This is a genomic window from Hydrogenophaga sp., from assembly GCF_041633695.1.
Classification (GTDB): domain Bacteria; phylum Pseudomonadota; class Gammaproteobacteria; order Burkholderiales; family Burkholderiaceae_C; genus Hydrogenophaga.
This window is the reverse complement of sequence record NZ_JBFJMY010000056.1, coordinates 1-15,178: the sequence shown is the minus strand read 5'-3', so window position 1 is coordinate 15,178 and position 15,178 is coordinate 1. Positions and strand designations below refer to the sequence as shown.

Below are 15,178 nucleotides of genomic sequence, written 5' to 3'. Positions count from 1 at the left end.
GGCACGCCGAGCCCTTGGCTCGGCGTATGTGGCCGCGCATGTTGTTTGTAAGTATGATCTATGCTTATATTGATCAAAGTGATGAGGTCGCATGGAACAAATGATCGAGACCGCCGCGCATGTGGAAAAAGTCCGGGTCTTTGAACTGGCGGCCGAGCTCTTTGGGGTGCTGGCCACGCCCATGCGCCTGCGCATTCTCAGCGCGCTGTGCGACCGCGAAAAATCGGTCTCCCAGCTGCTGCAGGAAATTGAAACCACCCAGCCCAATCTTTCGCAGCACCTGAACCTCTTGTACCGCGCCGGGGTGTTGGCCAAGCGCAAAGACGGCACACAAGTCATTTACCGGGTCCAAAGCGAAAAGGCCGTCACGCTGTGCCGCACGGTGTGCACACAGATCGCGATTGAAATGGACGAGCCCACGTCGGTGCCGCCCAGTGACCGCCTTTCGCCCCGGGTGGCGTCTTGAACGCCCATCCGCCCGACCGTTTCTCATGGAGTCGCACATGAAACACCTTTCCCGCCTGCTGGTTCGTGCAGCCCTTGTGTCGGGCTTGTGTGTGCTGACGGCTTGTGCAGGTGGCGTCAACCTGGGTTTCTCGTTGCCGATTGGCCGCCACATGGGGGTGGGGGTGAACGTCGGCAGCGATGGCCGCATCGGCACCGGGGTGGGTGTCGGGGTGGGCGGTGGCTCTGTCAGCGTCGGTACTTCGGGGCGCTTGCCTGCGGCGCCACCATCCCAAGACGACAAGCCGCAGGGCGAGTGATCGGGTCCGGTCACCGGACCGACGAACTGCGCCAAGGCATCGCGCCTGCGCAACACTTTGGCTTTTTTCCCGCTCGATTGCCGCCACAGCGGCCCACTTTCACGCAGTGGTCATCGTGCGATGGCACAATTCCCAGCTGCAGCCAGGTCCTTCCACAGTCACTGTCGCATCCGCCATCCGGTCAAGCCGTGTCGCGGGAGGTTTCTTTAACCAACTTATGTTTCCCGCAGGGAAACGGAGGTCAGCGGATCAATGAGCGATACCCATTCGAACGGGGGCAACGTCTATGTTGCCTTCAAAGGCAATTCTTATCTCTTCGGGGGCAACGCGCCCTATGTCGAAGAGATGTACGAGAACTACCTTCAAAACCCCGGCAGCGTGCCAGAAAATTGGCGCGAGTACTTTGATGCACTGCAGAACGTGCCCGCACTTGACGGCACCGATTCTCGCGATGTGCCGCACCAGCCCGTCATCAACGCCTTCGCGGAGCGGGCCAAGCAGGGTTTCACCAAGGTTGTCATTGCCAACCCCGATTCCGAGATGGGACGCAAGCGCGTCGCTGTCCAGCAGCTCATTGCCGCGTACCGCAACGTCGGCGCCCGCTGGGCCGATCTGGACCCATTGAAGCGCGCCGAGCGCGACCACATTCCCGAACTCGAACCCTCGTTCTACGGCTTCACCGACGCCGACTTCGAGACCATCTTCAACACCAGCAACACCTTCTTCGGCAAGGAGATCATGTCCTTGCGCGATTTGATCAACTCGTTGCGCGAGACCTACTGCGGCAGCATCGGTGCCGAGTACATGTACATCACCGACCAGAGCCAGAAGCGCTGGTGGCAAGAGCGGCTGGAGGCCACGCGCGCCAAGCCCGCCTTCAATGCGGAGAAGAAAAAACACATTCTGGATCGCCTGACGGCGGCCGAAGGTCTGGAGCGTTTTCTGCACACCAAATACGTGGGGCAGAAGCGCTTTTCGCTCGAAGGTGGTGAGAGTTTCATCGCTTCGATGGACGAGCTGGTCCGGCAAGCCGGGCAGGTGGGTATCCAGGAAATCGTGATCGGCATGGCCCACCGGGGTCGCCTGAACGTGCTGGTGAACACCTTGGGCAAGATGCCCAAAGATCTGTTCGCCGAGTTTGACCACACCGCACCCGAAGACCTGCCTTCGGGCGACGTGAAGTACCACCAGGGTTTCAGCTCCGACGTCACCACGCCCGGCGGCCCGGTGCACCTGACGCTGGCCTTCAACCCTTCGCACCTGGAAATCGTCAACCCGGTGGTTGAAGGTTCGGTGCGCGCCCGCATGGACCGCCGCGGCGATCCGCTGGGCAAGCAGGTGCTGCCGGTGCTGGTGCACGGCGACGCGGCTTTTGCCGGCCAGGGCGTGGTCATGGAAACGCTGGCGCTGGCCGAAACCCGGGGGTATTCCACCGGCGGCACGGTGCACCTGGTGATCAACAACCAGATCGGTTTCACGACCTCCGACCCGCGCGACAGCCGCTCCACACTGTACTGTTCCGACGTGGTCAAAATGATCGAGTCGCCGGTGCTGCACGTCAACGGCGACGATCCCGAGGCGGTGGTGTACGCCACCCAGCTGGCGCTGGAATTCCGCATGGCCTTTCAGAAGGACGTGGTGGTCGACATCATTTGCTTCCGCAAGCTCGGCCACAACGAACAGGACACCCCCAGCCTGACGCAGCCGCTGATGTACAAGAAGATCGCGGCGCACCCCGGTACCCGCAAGCTGTATGCGGACAAGCTCGCCGCGCAAGGTTTGGGCGAATCTCTGGGCGACGAGATGGTCAAGTCGTACCGCGCTGCGCTCGACGCGGGGCGCCACACGGTGGACCCGGTCCTGACCAACTTCAAGAGCAAGTACGCGGTCGACTGGAGTCCCTTCCTCGGCAAGAAATGGACCGACAGCGCCGATACCGCCATTCCCCTGGCCGAGTGGAAGCGACTGTCGGAACGTTTGACCACGTTGCCCGACACCATCACCGCGCACCAGTTGGTCAAAAAAGTGTACGCCGATCGCGCAGCCATGGGCCGGGGCGAAATCCCGGTGGACTGGGGCATGGGCGAGCACATGGCCTTCGCTTCGTTGGTCGCCAGTGGTTTCCCGGTGCGTTTGTCGGGTGAAGACTGCGGACGCGGCACCTTCACGCACCGCCATTCGGTGGTCCACGACCAAGACCGCGAGAAATACAACGAAGGCTCGTACACGCCTTTGCAGAACGTGGCCGACAACCAGGCTCCGTTCGTGGTGATCGACTCCATCCTGTCAGAGGAAGCGGTGTTGGGCTTCGAGTACGGTTATGCCTCCAACGACCCCAATACGCTGGTGATCTGGGAAGCGCAGTTCGGCGACTTCGTGAACGGTGCCCAGGTGGTGATCGACCAGTTCATCGCCTCCGGCGAGGTGAAGTGGGGCCGCGTCAACGGCATCACCTTGATGCTGCCGCACGGTTATGAAGGCCAGGGCCCCGAGCACAGTTCGGCTCGCCTCGAGCGTTTCATGCAGCTGTCGGCCGACATCAACATGCAGGTGGTTCAGCCCACCACCGCGAGCCAGATCTTCCACGTGTTGCGCCGCCAGATGGTGCGCAGCCTGCGCAAGCCGCTGATCATCATGACGCCCAAGTCCTTGTTGCGGAACAAGGACGCGGCCTCTCCCCTGTCGGAGTTCACCAAGGGCGGGTTCCAGACGGTGATCCCGGAGCAGAAGGCCGAGGTGATCAAAAAGGCCGAAAAGGTCAAGCGCATCATTTGCTGTTCGGGCAAGGTGTACTACGACCTGGTCAAGCACCGCGAGGAGAAGGAGGCCGACGACGTGGCCATTCTGCGCGTGGAGCAGTTGTACCCGTTTCCACACAAGGTGTTCGCGGCCGAGGTGCGCAAGTACCCGAATGCGACGGATCTGGTCTGGTGTCAGGACGAGCCGCAAAACCAGGGCGCCTGGTTCTTTGTGCAGCATTACATCCACGAGAACATGCTCGACGGTCAAAAGCTGGGCTACGCCGGTCGTGCGGCTTCCGCATCGCCCGCCGTGGGTTATGCGCACCTGCACCAGGAGCAGCAGAAGAACTTGATCGAAGCCGCTTTCGGCAAGCTCAAGGGCTTTGTTCTCACCAAATAATCCGGACCCATCCGACCCGGGCCCATCCCTAGCTGGGCGGGGCCGGTCGGAGCACATCGAACACACAAGGTAGAAGAGAAATGGCAATCGTAGAAGTCAAAGTTCCGCAGCTCTCTGAATCGGTGGCCGAAGCCACTTTGCTGCAATGGAAGAAAAAGGTGGGTGAGGCCGTAACAGCCGATGAAACCCTGATCGAAATCGAAACCGACAAAGTGGTGCTCGAAGTGCCCGCGCCGTCGAGTGGCGTGCTGGTCGAGCTGCTGCAAGCCGACGGCGCGACCGTCGCCGCCGAGCAGCTGATCGCGCGCATCGATACCGAGGCGGTGGCTGGTGTGGCCGCTGCAGCACCCGCTGGCGCGCCGGCTGCGGCCGCAGCAGCTCCCGCGGCAGCGCCCGCTGCAGCCGCCTCGCAGTCCAAGGCCGGTGTGGCCATGCCGGCGGCCGCCAAGCTGATGGCCGACAACAAATTGGCCGAAGGCTCTGTGGCGGGCAGCGGCAAAGATGGCCGCGTCACCAAAGGCGATGTACTGGCTGCGGTGGCCTCTGGTGCGACCAAGCCCCCGACAGCGGCGCCGGTGGCCATTCCGACCGGTGCACCGACCCGTGTCCTGCCCCAGGTGCCCATGGTGGCGCCCGATCTGGGCGACCGCCCGGAAGAGCGCGTGGCCATGACCCGCTTGCGAGCCCGTGTCGCCGAGCGTCTCTTGCAGTCGCAATCCACCAACGCCATCTTGACCACGTTCAACGAGATCAACATGGCGCCGGTGATGGAGATGCGCAAGAAATTCCAGGAGAAGTTCGAAAAGGAACACGGCGTGAAGCTGGGTTTCATGAGCTTCTTCGTCAAGGCCGCGGTGCATGCGCTCAAGAAATACCCGGTGATCAACGCTTCGGTGGATGGCAACGACATCGTCTACCACGGCTATTTCGACATCGGTATTGCGGTGGGTTCGCCGCGCGGTCTGGTGGTGCCCATTCTGCGCAACGCCGACCAGATGAGCTTTGCCGATATCGAGAAAAAGATCGCCGAATTCGGCCAGAAAGCGCGCGATGGCAAGCTCGGCCTGGACGACCTCACGGGCGGTACCTTTTCGATCTCCAATGGCGGTACCTTCGGTTCGATGTTGTCCACACCCATCATCAACCCGCCGCAGTCGGCGATTCTGGGCGTGCACGCCACCAAAGACCGCGCCGTGGTTGAAAACGGCCAGGTGGTGGTGCGTCCGATGAACTACTTTGCCTTGAGCTACGACCACCGCATCATCGACGGCCGTGAAGCCGTGCTGGGGCTGGTGGCGATGAAGGAAGCGCTGGAAGACCCGGCCCGCCTGTTGTTCGACATCTGACGCGGTGGAGCAGGCGATGTCGCTGGCAGACGAACTGGTGAAGCTGGAGCAGCTCCTGCAAAGGGGCAGCCTGACTTCGGACGAGTTCGAACGGGCGAAGGCCCGCCTGCTGGGTACGCCGGGCTCCGCGTTCCCCGCGGACCTGGCGCAAGCCCTGAACCGCTTGCGCCGCTCACCGTCCGACAAATGGGTCGCCGGTGTTTGTGGCGGTCTGGCCCAGGCCACGGGCGTGGACGCCTGGATCTGGCGCCTGTTGACCGCCGCCCTGTTTTTTGCCGGAGGTATCGGCCTGGTGCTGTACCTCCTGTTGTGGATTTTTGTGCCCGCCGAATAAGGCGTGCAGCAACTTGAGAGTTTGAACATGTCCCAAGCATTTGATGTGATCGTCATTGGTGGCGGCCCTGGTGGCTACATTGCCGCCATCCGCGCGGCCCAACTGGGCTATCTGGTCGCCTGCATCGACGAATGGAAGAACGCCAGTGGTGGCCCGGCCCTGGGCGGCACATGCACCAACGTGGGCTGCATTCCATCCAAGGCGCTGCTGCAGTCGTCGGAGCATTTTGACCACGCCAACCACCACTTTGCCGACCATGGCATCAGCGCCAAAGACGTGAAGATGGACGTGGCCAAAATGGTGGCGCGCAAGGACGCCGTGGTGAAGCAGAACAACGACGGTATCCAGTACCTGTTCAAGAAGAACAAGGTCACGTTCTTCCATGGTCGGGGCTCGTTTGTAAAGCCAGTGGAAACCGGCTACGAAATCCAGGTCAGTGGTGCGAAAGAAGAGACCCTGACCGGCCGCCAGATCATCGTGGCCACGGGTTCCAGCGCACGCGCGCTGCCCGGTGTGGCTTTCGATGAAGAAACCGTGCTCTCCAACGACGGCGCCTTGCGCATGGGCGCGGTGCCCAAGACGCTGGCCCTGATCGGCTCTGGCGTGATCGGCCTGGAAATGGGCTCGGTCTGGCGCCGACTGGGTGCTGAAGTGACCATTCTCGAAGGCCTGCCCACGTTCCTGGGTGCGGTGGACGAACAGATCGCCAAGGAAGCCAAGAAGGCGTTTGACAAACAAGGGCTCAAGATCGAACTCGGCGTGAAGGTCGGGGACATCAAGAGCGGCAAGAAGGGCGTCGCGATCCAATACGCCAACGCCAAGGGCGAACCGCAGACGTTGCAGGCCGACAAGCTCATCGTGTCGATTGGCCGTGTGCCCAATACCGAGGGTCTGAACGCCGAAGGCATTGGCCTGGTCTTGGATGAGCGCGGCGCCATCGTGGTCGACGCGGAGTGCAAGACCAACCTCAAAGGCGTGTGGGCGGTGGGCGACGTGGTGCGTGGCCCCATGCTGGCGCACAAGGCCGAAGAAGAGGGCGTGGCCGTGGCCGAGCGCATTGACGGCCAGCACGGCCATGTCAACTTCAACACGGTGCCCTGGGTGATTTACACCAGCCCGGAAATCGCCTGGGTGGGCCGCACCGAGCAGCAGCTCAAGGCCGATGGCGTGGCATACAAGGCGGGTACCTTCCCCTTCCTGGCCAACGGGCGGGCGCGGGCGCTGGGCGATACCACCGGCATGGTCAAATTTTTGGCCGATGCGACGACCGACGAGATCTTGGGCGTGCACATCGTGGGTCCGATGGCGTCCGAATTGATCTCGGAGGCCGTGGTGGCCATGGAGTTCAAGGCCAGCGCCGAGGACATCGCGCGCATCTGCCACGCACACCCTTCGCTGTCCGAGGCGACCAAGGAAGCCGCATTGGCGGTGCACAAACGCACCTTGAACTTTTGAGCCACGGTCGGTTGTTCGCGGGCGCATAGAGCCACCTGCGTTCTCAAGCAGAACGCTTAGCGGTCCGCCTGAACCAGGGGCGCAAAGCGGCCTTGCGCAACCGATCCCGCCCGTACGCTAAAAGCCCCTACAAGCCATGTCCGTCAAAGCCGCCTACGAAGCCGCGCTGCTCCAGCGCGGCTACACCACCGACCCGGCCCAGCAACACGCGATCTCGGTGTTGGACCGGTGTGCGGGGGAGTGGGCGAACTACAAGCAGCGGCGCTCCAACTCGCTCAAGAAACTGTTTGTCAAGCCCGAGATTCCACGCGGCGTGTACATGTTCGGCGGTGTGGGGCGTGGCAAGAGCTTTCTCATGGATTGCTTTTTCAACGCGGTGCCGCTGCGGCGCAAGACGCGCCTGCATTTTCACGAGTTCATGCGCGAGGTGCACCGCGAGCTGCGCGACTTGCAAGGCACGGTCAACCCGCTGGACGAGCTGGGCGCGCGCATTGCCAAGCGCTACAAGCTGATTTGCTTCGATGAGTTTCATGTGGCGGACGTGACCGACGCCATGATTCTGCACCGCTTGCTGGACGCCTTGTTCAAGGCCGGCGTGGGTCTGGTCACGACCTCGAATTTCCATCCCGATGGTTTGTATCCGGACGGCTTGCACCGCGACCGCATCCTGCCGGCGATCGAGCTGCTCAAGGCCCAGATGGAGATTGTCAACGTCGACCACGGTGTGGATTACCGCCAGCGCACCCTGAGTCAGATCGAGCTCTACCACTGTCCCTTGGGTGAACAGGCGGACGCGGCGATGGCCGCCACCTTTGAGCAGATCGCGGAGGCCGGCGACGGCGATCCGGTGATGCAGATCGAATCGCGGCACATCCAGGCTTTGCGGCGCGCCGGGGGCGTGATCTGGTTCGATTTCAAAACCCTGTGCGGTGGGCCACGCTCACAGAACGATTACCTGGAAATCGCCACGCAGTTCCACACCGTTCTGCTCTCGAACGTGCCGCAGATGGCGGTACGGCACGCGTCGGAGGCGCGCCGTTTCACCTGGCTCGTGGACGTGCTTTACGACCGGCACGTGAAGCTGGTGATGTCGGCGGCGGTCGCGCCCGAACAGCTCTACACCGAAGGGCCGATGTCGCACGAATTTCCGCGCACCGTGTCGCGCTTGGCGGAAATGCAGTCGGCCGAATTTTTGGCGCTCGGGCATCGCCAGGTCGATACCGGGTTGACGTGAAAGCCCCGGCCACGCTTGCCGCGTGGCGCAGCGCGCTCACTGCAGGGGGTCGAGCTTGACGATGCACATGGACAGGTTGTCGCCCATGCCTTTGGCGCGCGAGCGGGCCTTCTGGATCAGGAATTCGCAGGCCTCGCGCGGTGACAGCATGGCGATGGTGCTGGCGAGTTCCTCGGGCGTGAAGTAGTGCCAGACCCCATCGCTGCAGGCCATGAGCGCATCGCCTTCTTTGAGCTGATGGACCACATGGATGTCCACTGGAGGGTCGTTGTCGGTGCCCAGACAGCCCATCAGGATGTTGGAGTGCGGGTGGTCCAGGGCTTCTTCTTCGCTGATCTCGCCCTGGTTGACCAGGGTTTGCACGTAGGAATGGTCCATGGTGCGAAACACCATCTTGCCGTTGCTGAAGTGGTAAATGCGCGAATCGCCGGCGTGGATCCAATGGCTGTCGTTGTTCGGGTTGATGAGGAAGGCCGCTATGGTGCTGTGGGGCTCTTGCTCGGCCGATACCGCCGTGAGCTTGATGACCAGGTGCGACTCTTCCACGATCTGGCGCAACATGGCCGATGCGTCGTCGGTTTCGGGGTCGTAGCGTTCAAACAATTGTCGGGCGGTCAACATCACCTGATCGGAGGCTTTGCGCCCGCCGCTGCGGCCACCCATGCCGTCGGCCAGAACCGCCAGCAGACAACCCGGGTGGCGTGGGTGGTTGAGCAGGCAGACCTGGTCTTGCTGGTAGTCGCGATCACCCCGGTGGATACCGGTGGACGCGTGGATGCGAAAGCCTTTGGACATGCGGATCGAACGGTAGTAGTGCCAGACGCAGCGGTAAGCCAATGGTATACGCCATGACCGCAGCGCCAGAGCCTATCATCAAAAACTTTGCAGCTAAGTGGTCGCGCCCCTGCCGGGCATTGGTGTGTTGCGCGCAGGCCACCGTCCTGGCACTGGCGTGCGCCCGTCTGGAGTTGGATTGAGCGCACTCGAAGAACAGGTTCGGCACGCGTTTGCCGCCGCAGGTCCACTGGCTAGCGTGGCGGGGGGATTGCGCCCCCGGCAAGGGCAGCTCGACATGGCCCAGGCCATTTGCGAGGTGGTCGAGCAGGGCACCAGCCTGGTGGTGGAGGCGGGCACCGGCGTGGGCAAGACCTTTGCGTACCTGGTGCCGGTGTTGCTGAGTGGCCGCCGGGCCCTGATTTCCACCGCCACCCAGGCCTTGCAGGACCAGCTCTCCGTGCGCGACATACCCGCGGTGGCCGCCGCATTGGGTGTGCGTGTGCGGGCCACCGTGCTCAAGGGGCGGGCGAGCTATGTCTGTCTGCACCGCTTGCACCAAGCGCGCTGGAACGGCGCTGCCGGACATCTGAGCGATCCGGCGCACCACGCCGCACTGGCGCAAATCCAGGCTTGGGCCGAGGGTTCGCGCGTGGGCGACCTGGCCGAGTTGCCGGGGTTGGACGAACGCTCGCCGATCCGGCCCTGGATCAGCTCGACGCGCGACAACTGCCTGGGCAGTGCGTGTCCCAGGGTTGGCGACTGCCATGTCAACCGCGCCCGCGCCGAGGCCTTGAGTGCCGATCTGGTGGTGGTGAACCACCACCTGTTTTTTGCCGATCAGCTGGTGCGCGAGTCAGGTGTGGCCGAACTGCTTCCGCGCGCCGAAGTGGTGGTCTTTGACGAGGCGCACCAGTTGCCCGATATCGGCGTGGAGTTCCTGGCGCTGGCCGTGGGATCGGGGCGCTTGCGCGATTTGGCGCGCGATCTGGCCACGCAGGGCCCCCATTGGGCGCGGGGTCTGCGCCCCTGGAGCCATCTGGCGTTGGGACTGGAACAGGCGATCCGCCAGATATCTCAATTGACCGGGCGCGCAAAGGCCCCGGCGGCCCGCAGAGCCTGGCAGGACGGCTCGCCCGAAGGCCTGCCGCCCGCGTCATGGCGGGTGTGTCAAGCGGCCGTGAGCGCCGCGCTGCTGGCGGTGGTCGAAGCATTGGCCGCCACCGCAGAGGCCGCACAGGCGTTGGCGCGTCTGCACGACCGCACGCGCCAACTCTTGCAAGACTGGCAGCGTTTGTGCGGCGACGCTGCGGCCACCGAGGCCGGGGTGCGGTGGATGGAATTCGGGGCCGACTCGGGAGCCCGCGCGTCTGCCGGGCCGGCTTGGCGCCTGCTGCTGGCGCCACCCGACTGCGCAAGCCTGTTCCGCGCCTTGCTGGGTGAAGCCCAGGCCGCAGGCCATGGCTGGATTTTCACGTCGGCCACGCTGGGGCACGATGCGGGCCTGAGCTGGTTTACCGAGCGCATGGGGCTGGATGCTCAGCCGGGTCTGCGCACTCTGCAGGTGGAGAGTCCGTTCGACCACGCACAGCAAGCGGCGCTGTACGTGCCACACGATCTGCCCGAACCCGGTGGCCCGGCACACACCTGGGCCGTGGCGCAAGCCGTGGCCCGCTGGGCGTCGCGGTTGGGCGGGCGCACCCTGGTGCTGACCACGACGCTGCGCGCCGCCGCACAAATGGCCGAGCAGCTCGCCAGGCTGGTGCAAGAGGGCGGTTGTGCCCCGCTGGATGTGCTGGCACAGGGCGCGCTGTCCAAGCGCGAGCTGTTGGCCCGCTTCCGCGCGGCGGGCAAGGGCGCCGCGCGGCCTGCGGTGCTGGTGGCTTGCGCTTCGTTCTGGGAGGGCGTGGATCTGGCCGGCGACGTATTGCAGCTGCTGGTGATCGACAAGCTGCCGTTCCCGCCACCCGACGATCCCTTGATCGCCGCCCGCGCCCGCGCGCTGGGAGCAGCGGGGCGCAGCGTGTTCAACGCTTGTTACCTGCCGCAAGCGGCCATGGCACTGAAACAGGGCGCCGGGCGCCTGATCCGGTCGGAGCGCGATACCGGCGTGTTGATCATCACCGACCGCCGTTTGCTGACCCGAAGTTACGGCAACCGTTTGTTGCAGGCGCTGCCGCCCATGCGGCGGCTGGTGGACGAGACCGAACTGGAACTGGCGCTGGATGCGCTGGTGCTCACCAGAGCTTCCACCACGGATCGTCCCGGCGCTTGAAGCCCTGGCTGGTGTACTCGCTCTGCGGGTAGCTGGCCAGCATCACGCGCTGTGCGTCGTCGCGCAATTGCGTCATGCCCAGCGCGTCGTATGAACGCACCAGGATGTACAGCGCTTCTTCCAGAGCGGGCGCGTCGTTGTAATCGGTCAGGGCAGACTGGGCGCGGTTGGCCGCTGCAAGATAGGCGCCCCGGTTGAAGTAGTAGCGCGCCACATGCACCTCGTACTGCGCCAGGGAATTGACGATGTAGAGCATGCGCGTGCGGGCGTCGGGCGTGTAGCGCGAGTCCGGGAACCGGGTCACCAGCTCGCGCAGCGCGGCAAAGGACTCTTTGGCGGCTTTTTGGTCCCGTTCCGACAAATCCTGGCGCGCCATCGAGCCGAACAGGCCCAAGTCGTCGTTGAACGTGACCAGACCTTTGAGGTACAGCGCGTAGTCCATCGCCGGGCTGGTGGGGTGCAGCTTCATGAAGCGCTCCAGGGTGGCCAGTGCCTGCGCCTGTTCACCGCTCTTGTACTGGGCATAGGCCTTGTCCAGCTGCGCCTGCTGCGCCAGTGCCGTGCCAGCGCTTCGCGCCTCCAGTTTCTCCAGCAGGGCCACGGCCTTTTCATGGTTGCCCGCGTCGCGCTCGTCGCGTGCTTCTGCGTAGATGCGGTTGGGGCTCCAGCCAGCGGTGTTGTCTTCGGGTGTGCTGCTACACCCTGGGAGTGCCAGGGCCGCGCCGAGCAGGCACAGCGACACAACCGATAATCTGAACGAAAGCATCACGCGCGAACCTTTACAACGGGGAATCTGTTTTTGGCCATGGAAATTATATCGACGGGGGGGCATACACCCGAGTCTGCCGAATCGCTGGACGGCGAGCAGGACTTGGCCGTGGAAGAAGGCGCGCAGGAAGTCGAAACCCGGGTGCTTGAAATTGCGCCGGCCATGCACGGTTGGCGCATCGACAAAGCGCTGGTGCAATGGATCCCCGAGTTTTCACGCTCGTACCTGCAGCAACTGATGGCCGACGGTGCGGTGCAGCTGCGTGACGCGGTGGCCAAGAAGCCCGCTGCCCGGGTCTCGGTGGGCGACAAGCTACAAGTGGAGCTGCGCCCGACCCAGCAAGCCCAGGCCTTTCGGCCCGAGCCCATGGCGCTGGCCATCGTGTATGAGGACGCCCACCTGCTGGTGCTCCACAAACCCGCTGGTTTGGTGGTGCACCCGGCGGCCGGCAACTGGAGCGGTACGCTGCTCAATGGCCTGTTGGCCCACCATGCCAACGCCGCCAGCCTGCCCAGGGCCGGCATTGTGCACCGCCTCGACAAGGACACCTCTGGCCTGATGCTGGTGGGCAAAAGCCGCCAGGCGGTCGATGCCCTGGTGCGCGCCATTGCCGCGCGCGAGGTGCGGCGCGAATACCTGGCGCTGGCCCATGGGGGCTGGAAGGGCGCGGCCGAACAAGGTGTGGATCAGCCCATAGGTCGCGATGCGCGCAACCGCCTGCGCATGGCGGTGATGCGTCCGGAAACCAACAGCGGAAAACCCGCGCAGACCACGGTGCGGCTGCTGGAGGGCAATCCGAAGGCGAGCTGGGTGGCCTGCCAGCTGCACACCGGTCGTACCCACCAGATCCGGGTGCACCTGGCTTGGCTCGGGCACCCGCTGGTGGGCGATACGCTGTACGGTGGGCGCCCCTTGTGGGGCATGCAGCGGCAAGCCTTGCACGCCACCCGCTTGCGTTTGTCGCACCCCGTCAGTGGGGAGGCGCTGGAATTTCGCAGCGCGCCGCCCGCCGATATGCTGGCGGCCTTGGAGCAGGCAGGGCTCCAGTACAATGAGGACCCATTGGGCTGAAGCCACTGCAACGTGGTGCGTGCACCCGAAACCCCCCGGATGCTTGCCGCGGTCGCCGTGTGTCTGGTCGGACGCGGGCCCAGGAGGTCCGCTTCCTTTGACGTCTGCCGACCGACCGGTCGCCAACCGCCTTCTCACCCTGTCGTGCGGCCTTTGTCGCACCCCGCCAACCGATAGAGCCCCGCCATGAACACCACGGATGCCAAGCGTGTCCTTGAGACGGCCTTGATTTGTGCGCCCCAGCCGCTGACCGTTCGCGAGCTGGGCACGCTTTTCGATGCCGAACTCGCGCCCGACACACTCAAAACCCTGCTGGCCGACCTCCAGCTCGATTGGGCCGGTCGCGGTGTGGAGTTGGTGAACGTGGCCACTGGCTGGCGGTTTCAGAGCCGGCCCGAGCTGCGCCCTTATCTCGATCGCCTGCACCCGGAGAAGCCGCCCAAATACAGTCGGGCGACGCTGGAAACCTTGGCCATCATCGCCTACCGCCAGCCGGTGACACGCGGTGACATGGAAGATATTCGGGGCGTCACCATCAATTCGCTCATCATCAAACAGCTGGAAGACCGTGGCTGGGTTGAAGTGATTGGTCACCGAGAAACCGTGGGACGCCCGGCCTTGTTTGCCACCACGCGCCAGTTTCTGGACGATCTGGGTTTGTCCTCGCTCGATCAGTTGCCGCCCCTGGAGGGGCGTGACGTACAAGAGTCGGCGCTGGACCGCTTGGATTTTGAAAGCCTGTCTGCCTCTGTGCAGACCCCGCTTGCACAGGACGAACCGCAGCCGCCGGCCGAAACCTCGTCGGACGCGAATGGCGCGGCAGAAGAGGGCGAACGCCCAGAACCCGGTAGCGCATCCGATCCCCACCACGGCGAGCCGATGGACACCTCCTCACAGGAAACACATGAATCCGGAACAACCCCCCCACAAAGCACCTGAGCGGCCCGACACGGGCGCCGCGCCCGACACAGAGAAGGTCGCGCCGCAGCAAGCCGACGGCGCTTCGGCGGCTCCCGTGGGGTCCGCCGATCCCAAGCCCGTACCGGTGCCTGGGCAGGACGCGCAGGTCCTGAGCTTTGACGACGTGGTCAGTGGCGCGTTCGACGCCGAGCAAGAGCAGGACCTGCCGTTGCCCACCAAACGGGTGCTCAGCCCGCAGGCCGATTCGCCCAAGCTGCACAAGCTGCTGGCACAGGCGGGCATGGGCTCGCGCCTGGAAATGGAACAGCTCATCCTGGAAGGGCGGATCTCGGTCAATGGCGAGCCCGCCCATATCGGTCAGCGCATCCAGATCAGCGACACGATCAAGGTGAACGGCAAACCGGTGCGCGTGCGTATGACGCCGCCGCCACCGCGTGTGTTGGCCTACCACAAGCCTGCGGGCGAGGTCGTCACGCACGACGATCCGCAGAACCGGCCCACGGTGTTTCGCCGCCTGCCGCGCTTGCAACAAGGCAAATGGCAGTCGGTGGGGCGGCTGGACCTGAACACCGAAGGCCTGTTGCTGCTGACCAATTCGGGTGAGCTGGCCAACCGGCTGATGCACCCCCGGTTTGGCCTGCAGCGCGAATACGCGGTGCGGGTGCTGGGTGCTCTGAACAAGGAAGAAAAGCAGCGTTTGCTCGACGGCGTGCGGCTGGACGACGGCATGGCGCAATTCAGCTCCATCGAAGACGGTGGGGGTGAGGGCGCCAACTGCTGGTACCGCGTGACCATCGGCGAGGGGCGCAACCGCGAAGTGCGGCGCATGCTGGAATCGGTGGGTCACGCGGTGAGCCGTCTGATCCGCATCCGCTACGGTGCCATGATGCTGCCGCGGGGACTCAAGCGCGGCGCCTGGATGGACCTTGACGCGCGCGACATCGAACAGCTCACGGCCGCTGCCGGCGGGGCCCCGGCCGCCGATGGTGCCGAACGTGCGGCACGCCCTGGCGCGCCTCGCGGGCGTCAGCCCGCCGGTCGTGGCAAGGCAGGCCCGCCCCAGGGCAAGCGCGAGAGCCGTTATTTCGGCTCCG

At 64.2% G+C, this 15,178-nt stretch carries 13 protein-coding genes; 11 read left to right on the top strand and 2 right to left on the bottom strand.

The window, feature by feature from the left end; all coding sequences use genetic code 11:
• Positions 1–91: 91 nt before the first annotated feature.
• The 7 genes from ABYB95_RS05510 (at position 92) to zapE (ending at position 8,274) form a co-directional block, all read left to right on the top strand.
• Positions 92–466 (top strand): ArsR/SmtB family transcription factor, encoded by a 375-nt coding sequence (locus ABYB95_RS05510; RefSeq protein ID WP_372657456.1) that lies wholly within the window; start codon positions 92–94, stop codon positions 464–466.
• A gap of 37 nt (positions 467–503) precedes the next feature.
• The gene (locus ABYB95_RS05505) at positions 504–764 is read left to right on the top strand and encodes a hypothetical protein (RefSeq protein ID WP_372657455.1); all 261 of its coding nucleotides are present in this window, start codon (positions 504–506) and stop codon (positions 762–764) included.
• A 252-nt stretch (positions 765–1,016) separates the two neighbouring features.
• A complete protein-coding gene (locus ABYB95_RS05500) occupies positions 1,017–3,905 on the top strand; it encodes a 2-oxoglutarate dehydrogenase E1 component (protein ID WP_372657454.1) in 2,889 nt (962 codons plus the stop codon).
• Between the two features lie 80 nt (positions 3,906–3,985).
• Positions 3,986–5,251 (top strand): 2-oxoglutarate dehydrogenase complex dihydrolipoyllysine-residue succinyltransferase, encoded by a 1,266-nt coding sequence (odhB, locus tag ABYB95_RS05495; protein WP_372657452.1) that lies wholly within the window; start codon positions 3,986–3,988, stop codon positions 5,249–5,251.
• 16 nt (positions 5,252–5,267) lie between these two features.
• Complete coding sequence (locus ABYB95_RS05490; protein WP_372657451.1) at positions 5,268–5,585, top strand: PspC domain-containing protein; 318 nt, start codon at positions 5,268–5,270, stop codon at positions 5,583–5,585.
• A gap of 27 nt (positions 5,586–5,612) precedes the next feature.
• Positions 5,613–7,040 carry a dihydrolipoyl dehydrogenase gene (lpdA, locus tag ABYB95_RS05485; protein WP_372657450.1) on the top strand — a complete coding sequence of 476 codons (1,428 nt, stop codon included), beginning with the start codon at positions 5,613–5,615 and terminating at the stop codon, positions 7,038–7,040.
• A gap of 136 nt (positions 7,041–7,176) precedes the next feature.
• Complete coding sequence (gene zapE, locus ABYB95_RS05480) at positions 7,177–8,274, top strand: cell division protein ZapE (protein WP_372657449.1); 1,098 nt, start codon at positions 7,177–7,179, stop codon at positions 8,272–8,274.
• A 36-nt stretch (positions 8,275–8,310) separates the two neighbouring features.
• On the opposite strand, the gene ABYB95_RS05475 is transcribed toward zapE, so the two are convergent.
• The gene (locus ABYB95_RS05475) at positions 8,311–9,069 is read right to left on the bottom strand and encodes a PP2C family serine/threonine-protein phosphatase (RefSeq protein ID WP_372657457.1); all 759 of its coding nucleotides are present in this window, start codon (positions 9,067–9,069) and stop codon (positions 8,311–8,313) included.
• Between the two features lie 178 nt (positions 9,070–9,247).
• On the opposite strand from ABYB95_RS05475, the gene ABYB95_RS05470 reads away from it, so the two are divergent.
• Positions 9,248–11,323, top strand: a complete 2,076-nt coding sequence (locus tag ABYB95_RS05470) for an ATP-dependent DNA helicase (protein ID WP_372657448.1) — start codon at positions 9,248–9,250, stop codon at positions 11,321–11,323.
• On the opposite strand, the gene ABYB95_RS05465 is transcribed toward ABYB95_RS05470, so the two are convergent.
• On the bottom strand, positions 11,286–12,089 hold the full coding sequence (locus ABYB95_RS05465) for an outer membrane protein assembly factor BamD (RefSeq protein ID WP_372657447.1): 804 nt from the start codon (positions 12,087–12,089) through the stop codon (positions 11,286–11,288). The two genes, ABYB95_RS05470 and ABYB95_RS05465, sit on opposite strands and share 38 nt — an antisense overlap.
• Positions 12,090–12,128: 39 nt before the next feature.
• On the opposite strand from ABYB95_RS05465, the gene ABYB95_RS05460 reads away from it, so the two are divergent.
• The 3 genes from ABYB95_RS05460 to ABYB95_RS05450 all read left to right on the top strand — a co-directional run.
• The gene (locus tag ABYB95_RS05460; protein ID WP_372657446.1) at positions 12,129–13,163 is read left to right on the top strand and encodes an RluA family pseudouridine synthase; all 1,035 of its coding nucleotides are present in this window, start codon (positions 12,129–12,131) and stop codon (positions 13,161–13,163) included.
• A 186-nt stretch (positions 13,164–13,349) separates the two neighbouring features.
• Positions 13,350–14,102 (top strand): SMC-Scp complex subunit ScpB, encoded by a 753-nt coding sequence (scpB, locus tag ABYB95_RS05455; RefSeq protein ID WP_372657445.1) that lies wholly within the window; start codon positions 13,350–13,352, stop codon positions 14,100–14,102.
• Positions 14,068–15,178, top strand: a 1,111-nt coding sequence (locus tag ABYB95_RS05450) for a pseudouridine synthase (RefSeq protein ID WP_372657444.1), incomplete at its 3' end; no start/stop codon positions are given. The genes scpB and ABYB95_RS05450, both read left to right, overlap by 35 nt.

Bases quoted from the DNA above. Each gene is read 5' to 3' on its own strand.
- ABYB95_RS05465 (WP_372657447.1), bottom strand. From the start codon at position 12,089: ATGCTTTCGTTCAGATTATCGGTTGTGTCGCTGTGCCTGCTCGGCGCG.
- scpB (WP_372657445.1), top strand. From the start codon at position 13,350: ATGAACACCACGGATGCCAAGCGTGTCCTTGAGACGGCCTTGATTTGT.
- ABYB95_RS05505 (WP_372657455.1), top strand. From the start codon at position 504: ATGAAACACCTTTCCCGCCTGCTGGTTCGTGCAGCCCTTGTGTCGGGC.
- ABYB95_RS05475 (WP_372657457.1), bottom strand. From the start codon at position 9,069: ATGTCCAAAGGCTTTCGCATCCACGCGTCCACCGGTATCCACCGGGGT.
- odhB (WP_372657452.1), top strand. From the start codon at position 3,986: ATGGCAATCGTAGAAGTCAAAGTTCCGCAGCTCTCTGAATCGGTGGCC.
- ABYB95_RS05490 (WP_372657451.1), top strand. From the start codon at position 5,268: ATGTCGCTGGCAGACGAACTGGTGAAGCTGGAGCAGCTCCTGCAAAGG.
- lpdA (WP_372657450.1), top strand. From the start codon at position 5,613: ATGTCCCAAGCATTTGATGTGATCGTCATTGGTGGCGGCCCTGGTGGC.
- ABYB95_RS05500 (WP_372657454.1), top strand. From the start codon at position 1,017: ATGAGCGATACCCATTCGAACGGGGGCAACGTCTATGTTGCCTTCAAA.
- ABYB95_RS05460 (WP_372657446.1), top strand. From the start codon at position 12,129: ATGGAAATTATATCGACGGGGGGGCATACACCCGAGTCTGCCGAATCG.
- ABYB95_RS05510 (WP_372657456.1), top strand. From the start codon at position 92: ATGGAACAAATGATCGAGACCGCCGCGCATGTGGAAAAAGTCCGGGTC.
- zapE (WP_372657449.1), top strand. From the start codon at position 7,177: ATGTCCGTCAAAGCCGCCTACGAAGCCGCGCTGCTCCAGCGCGGCTAC.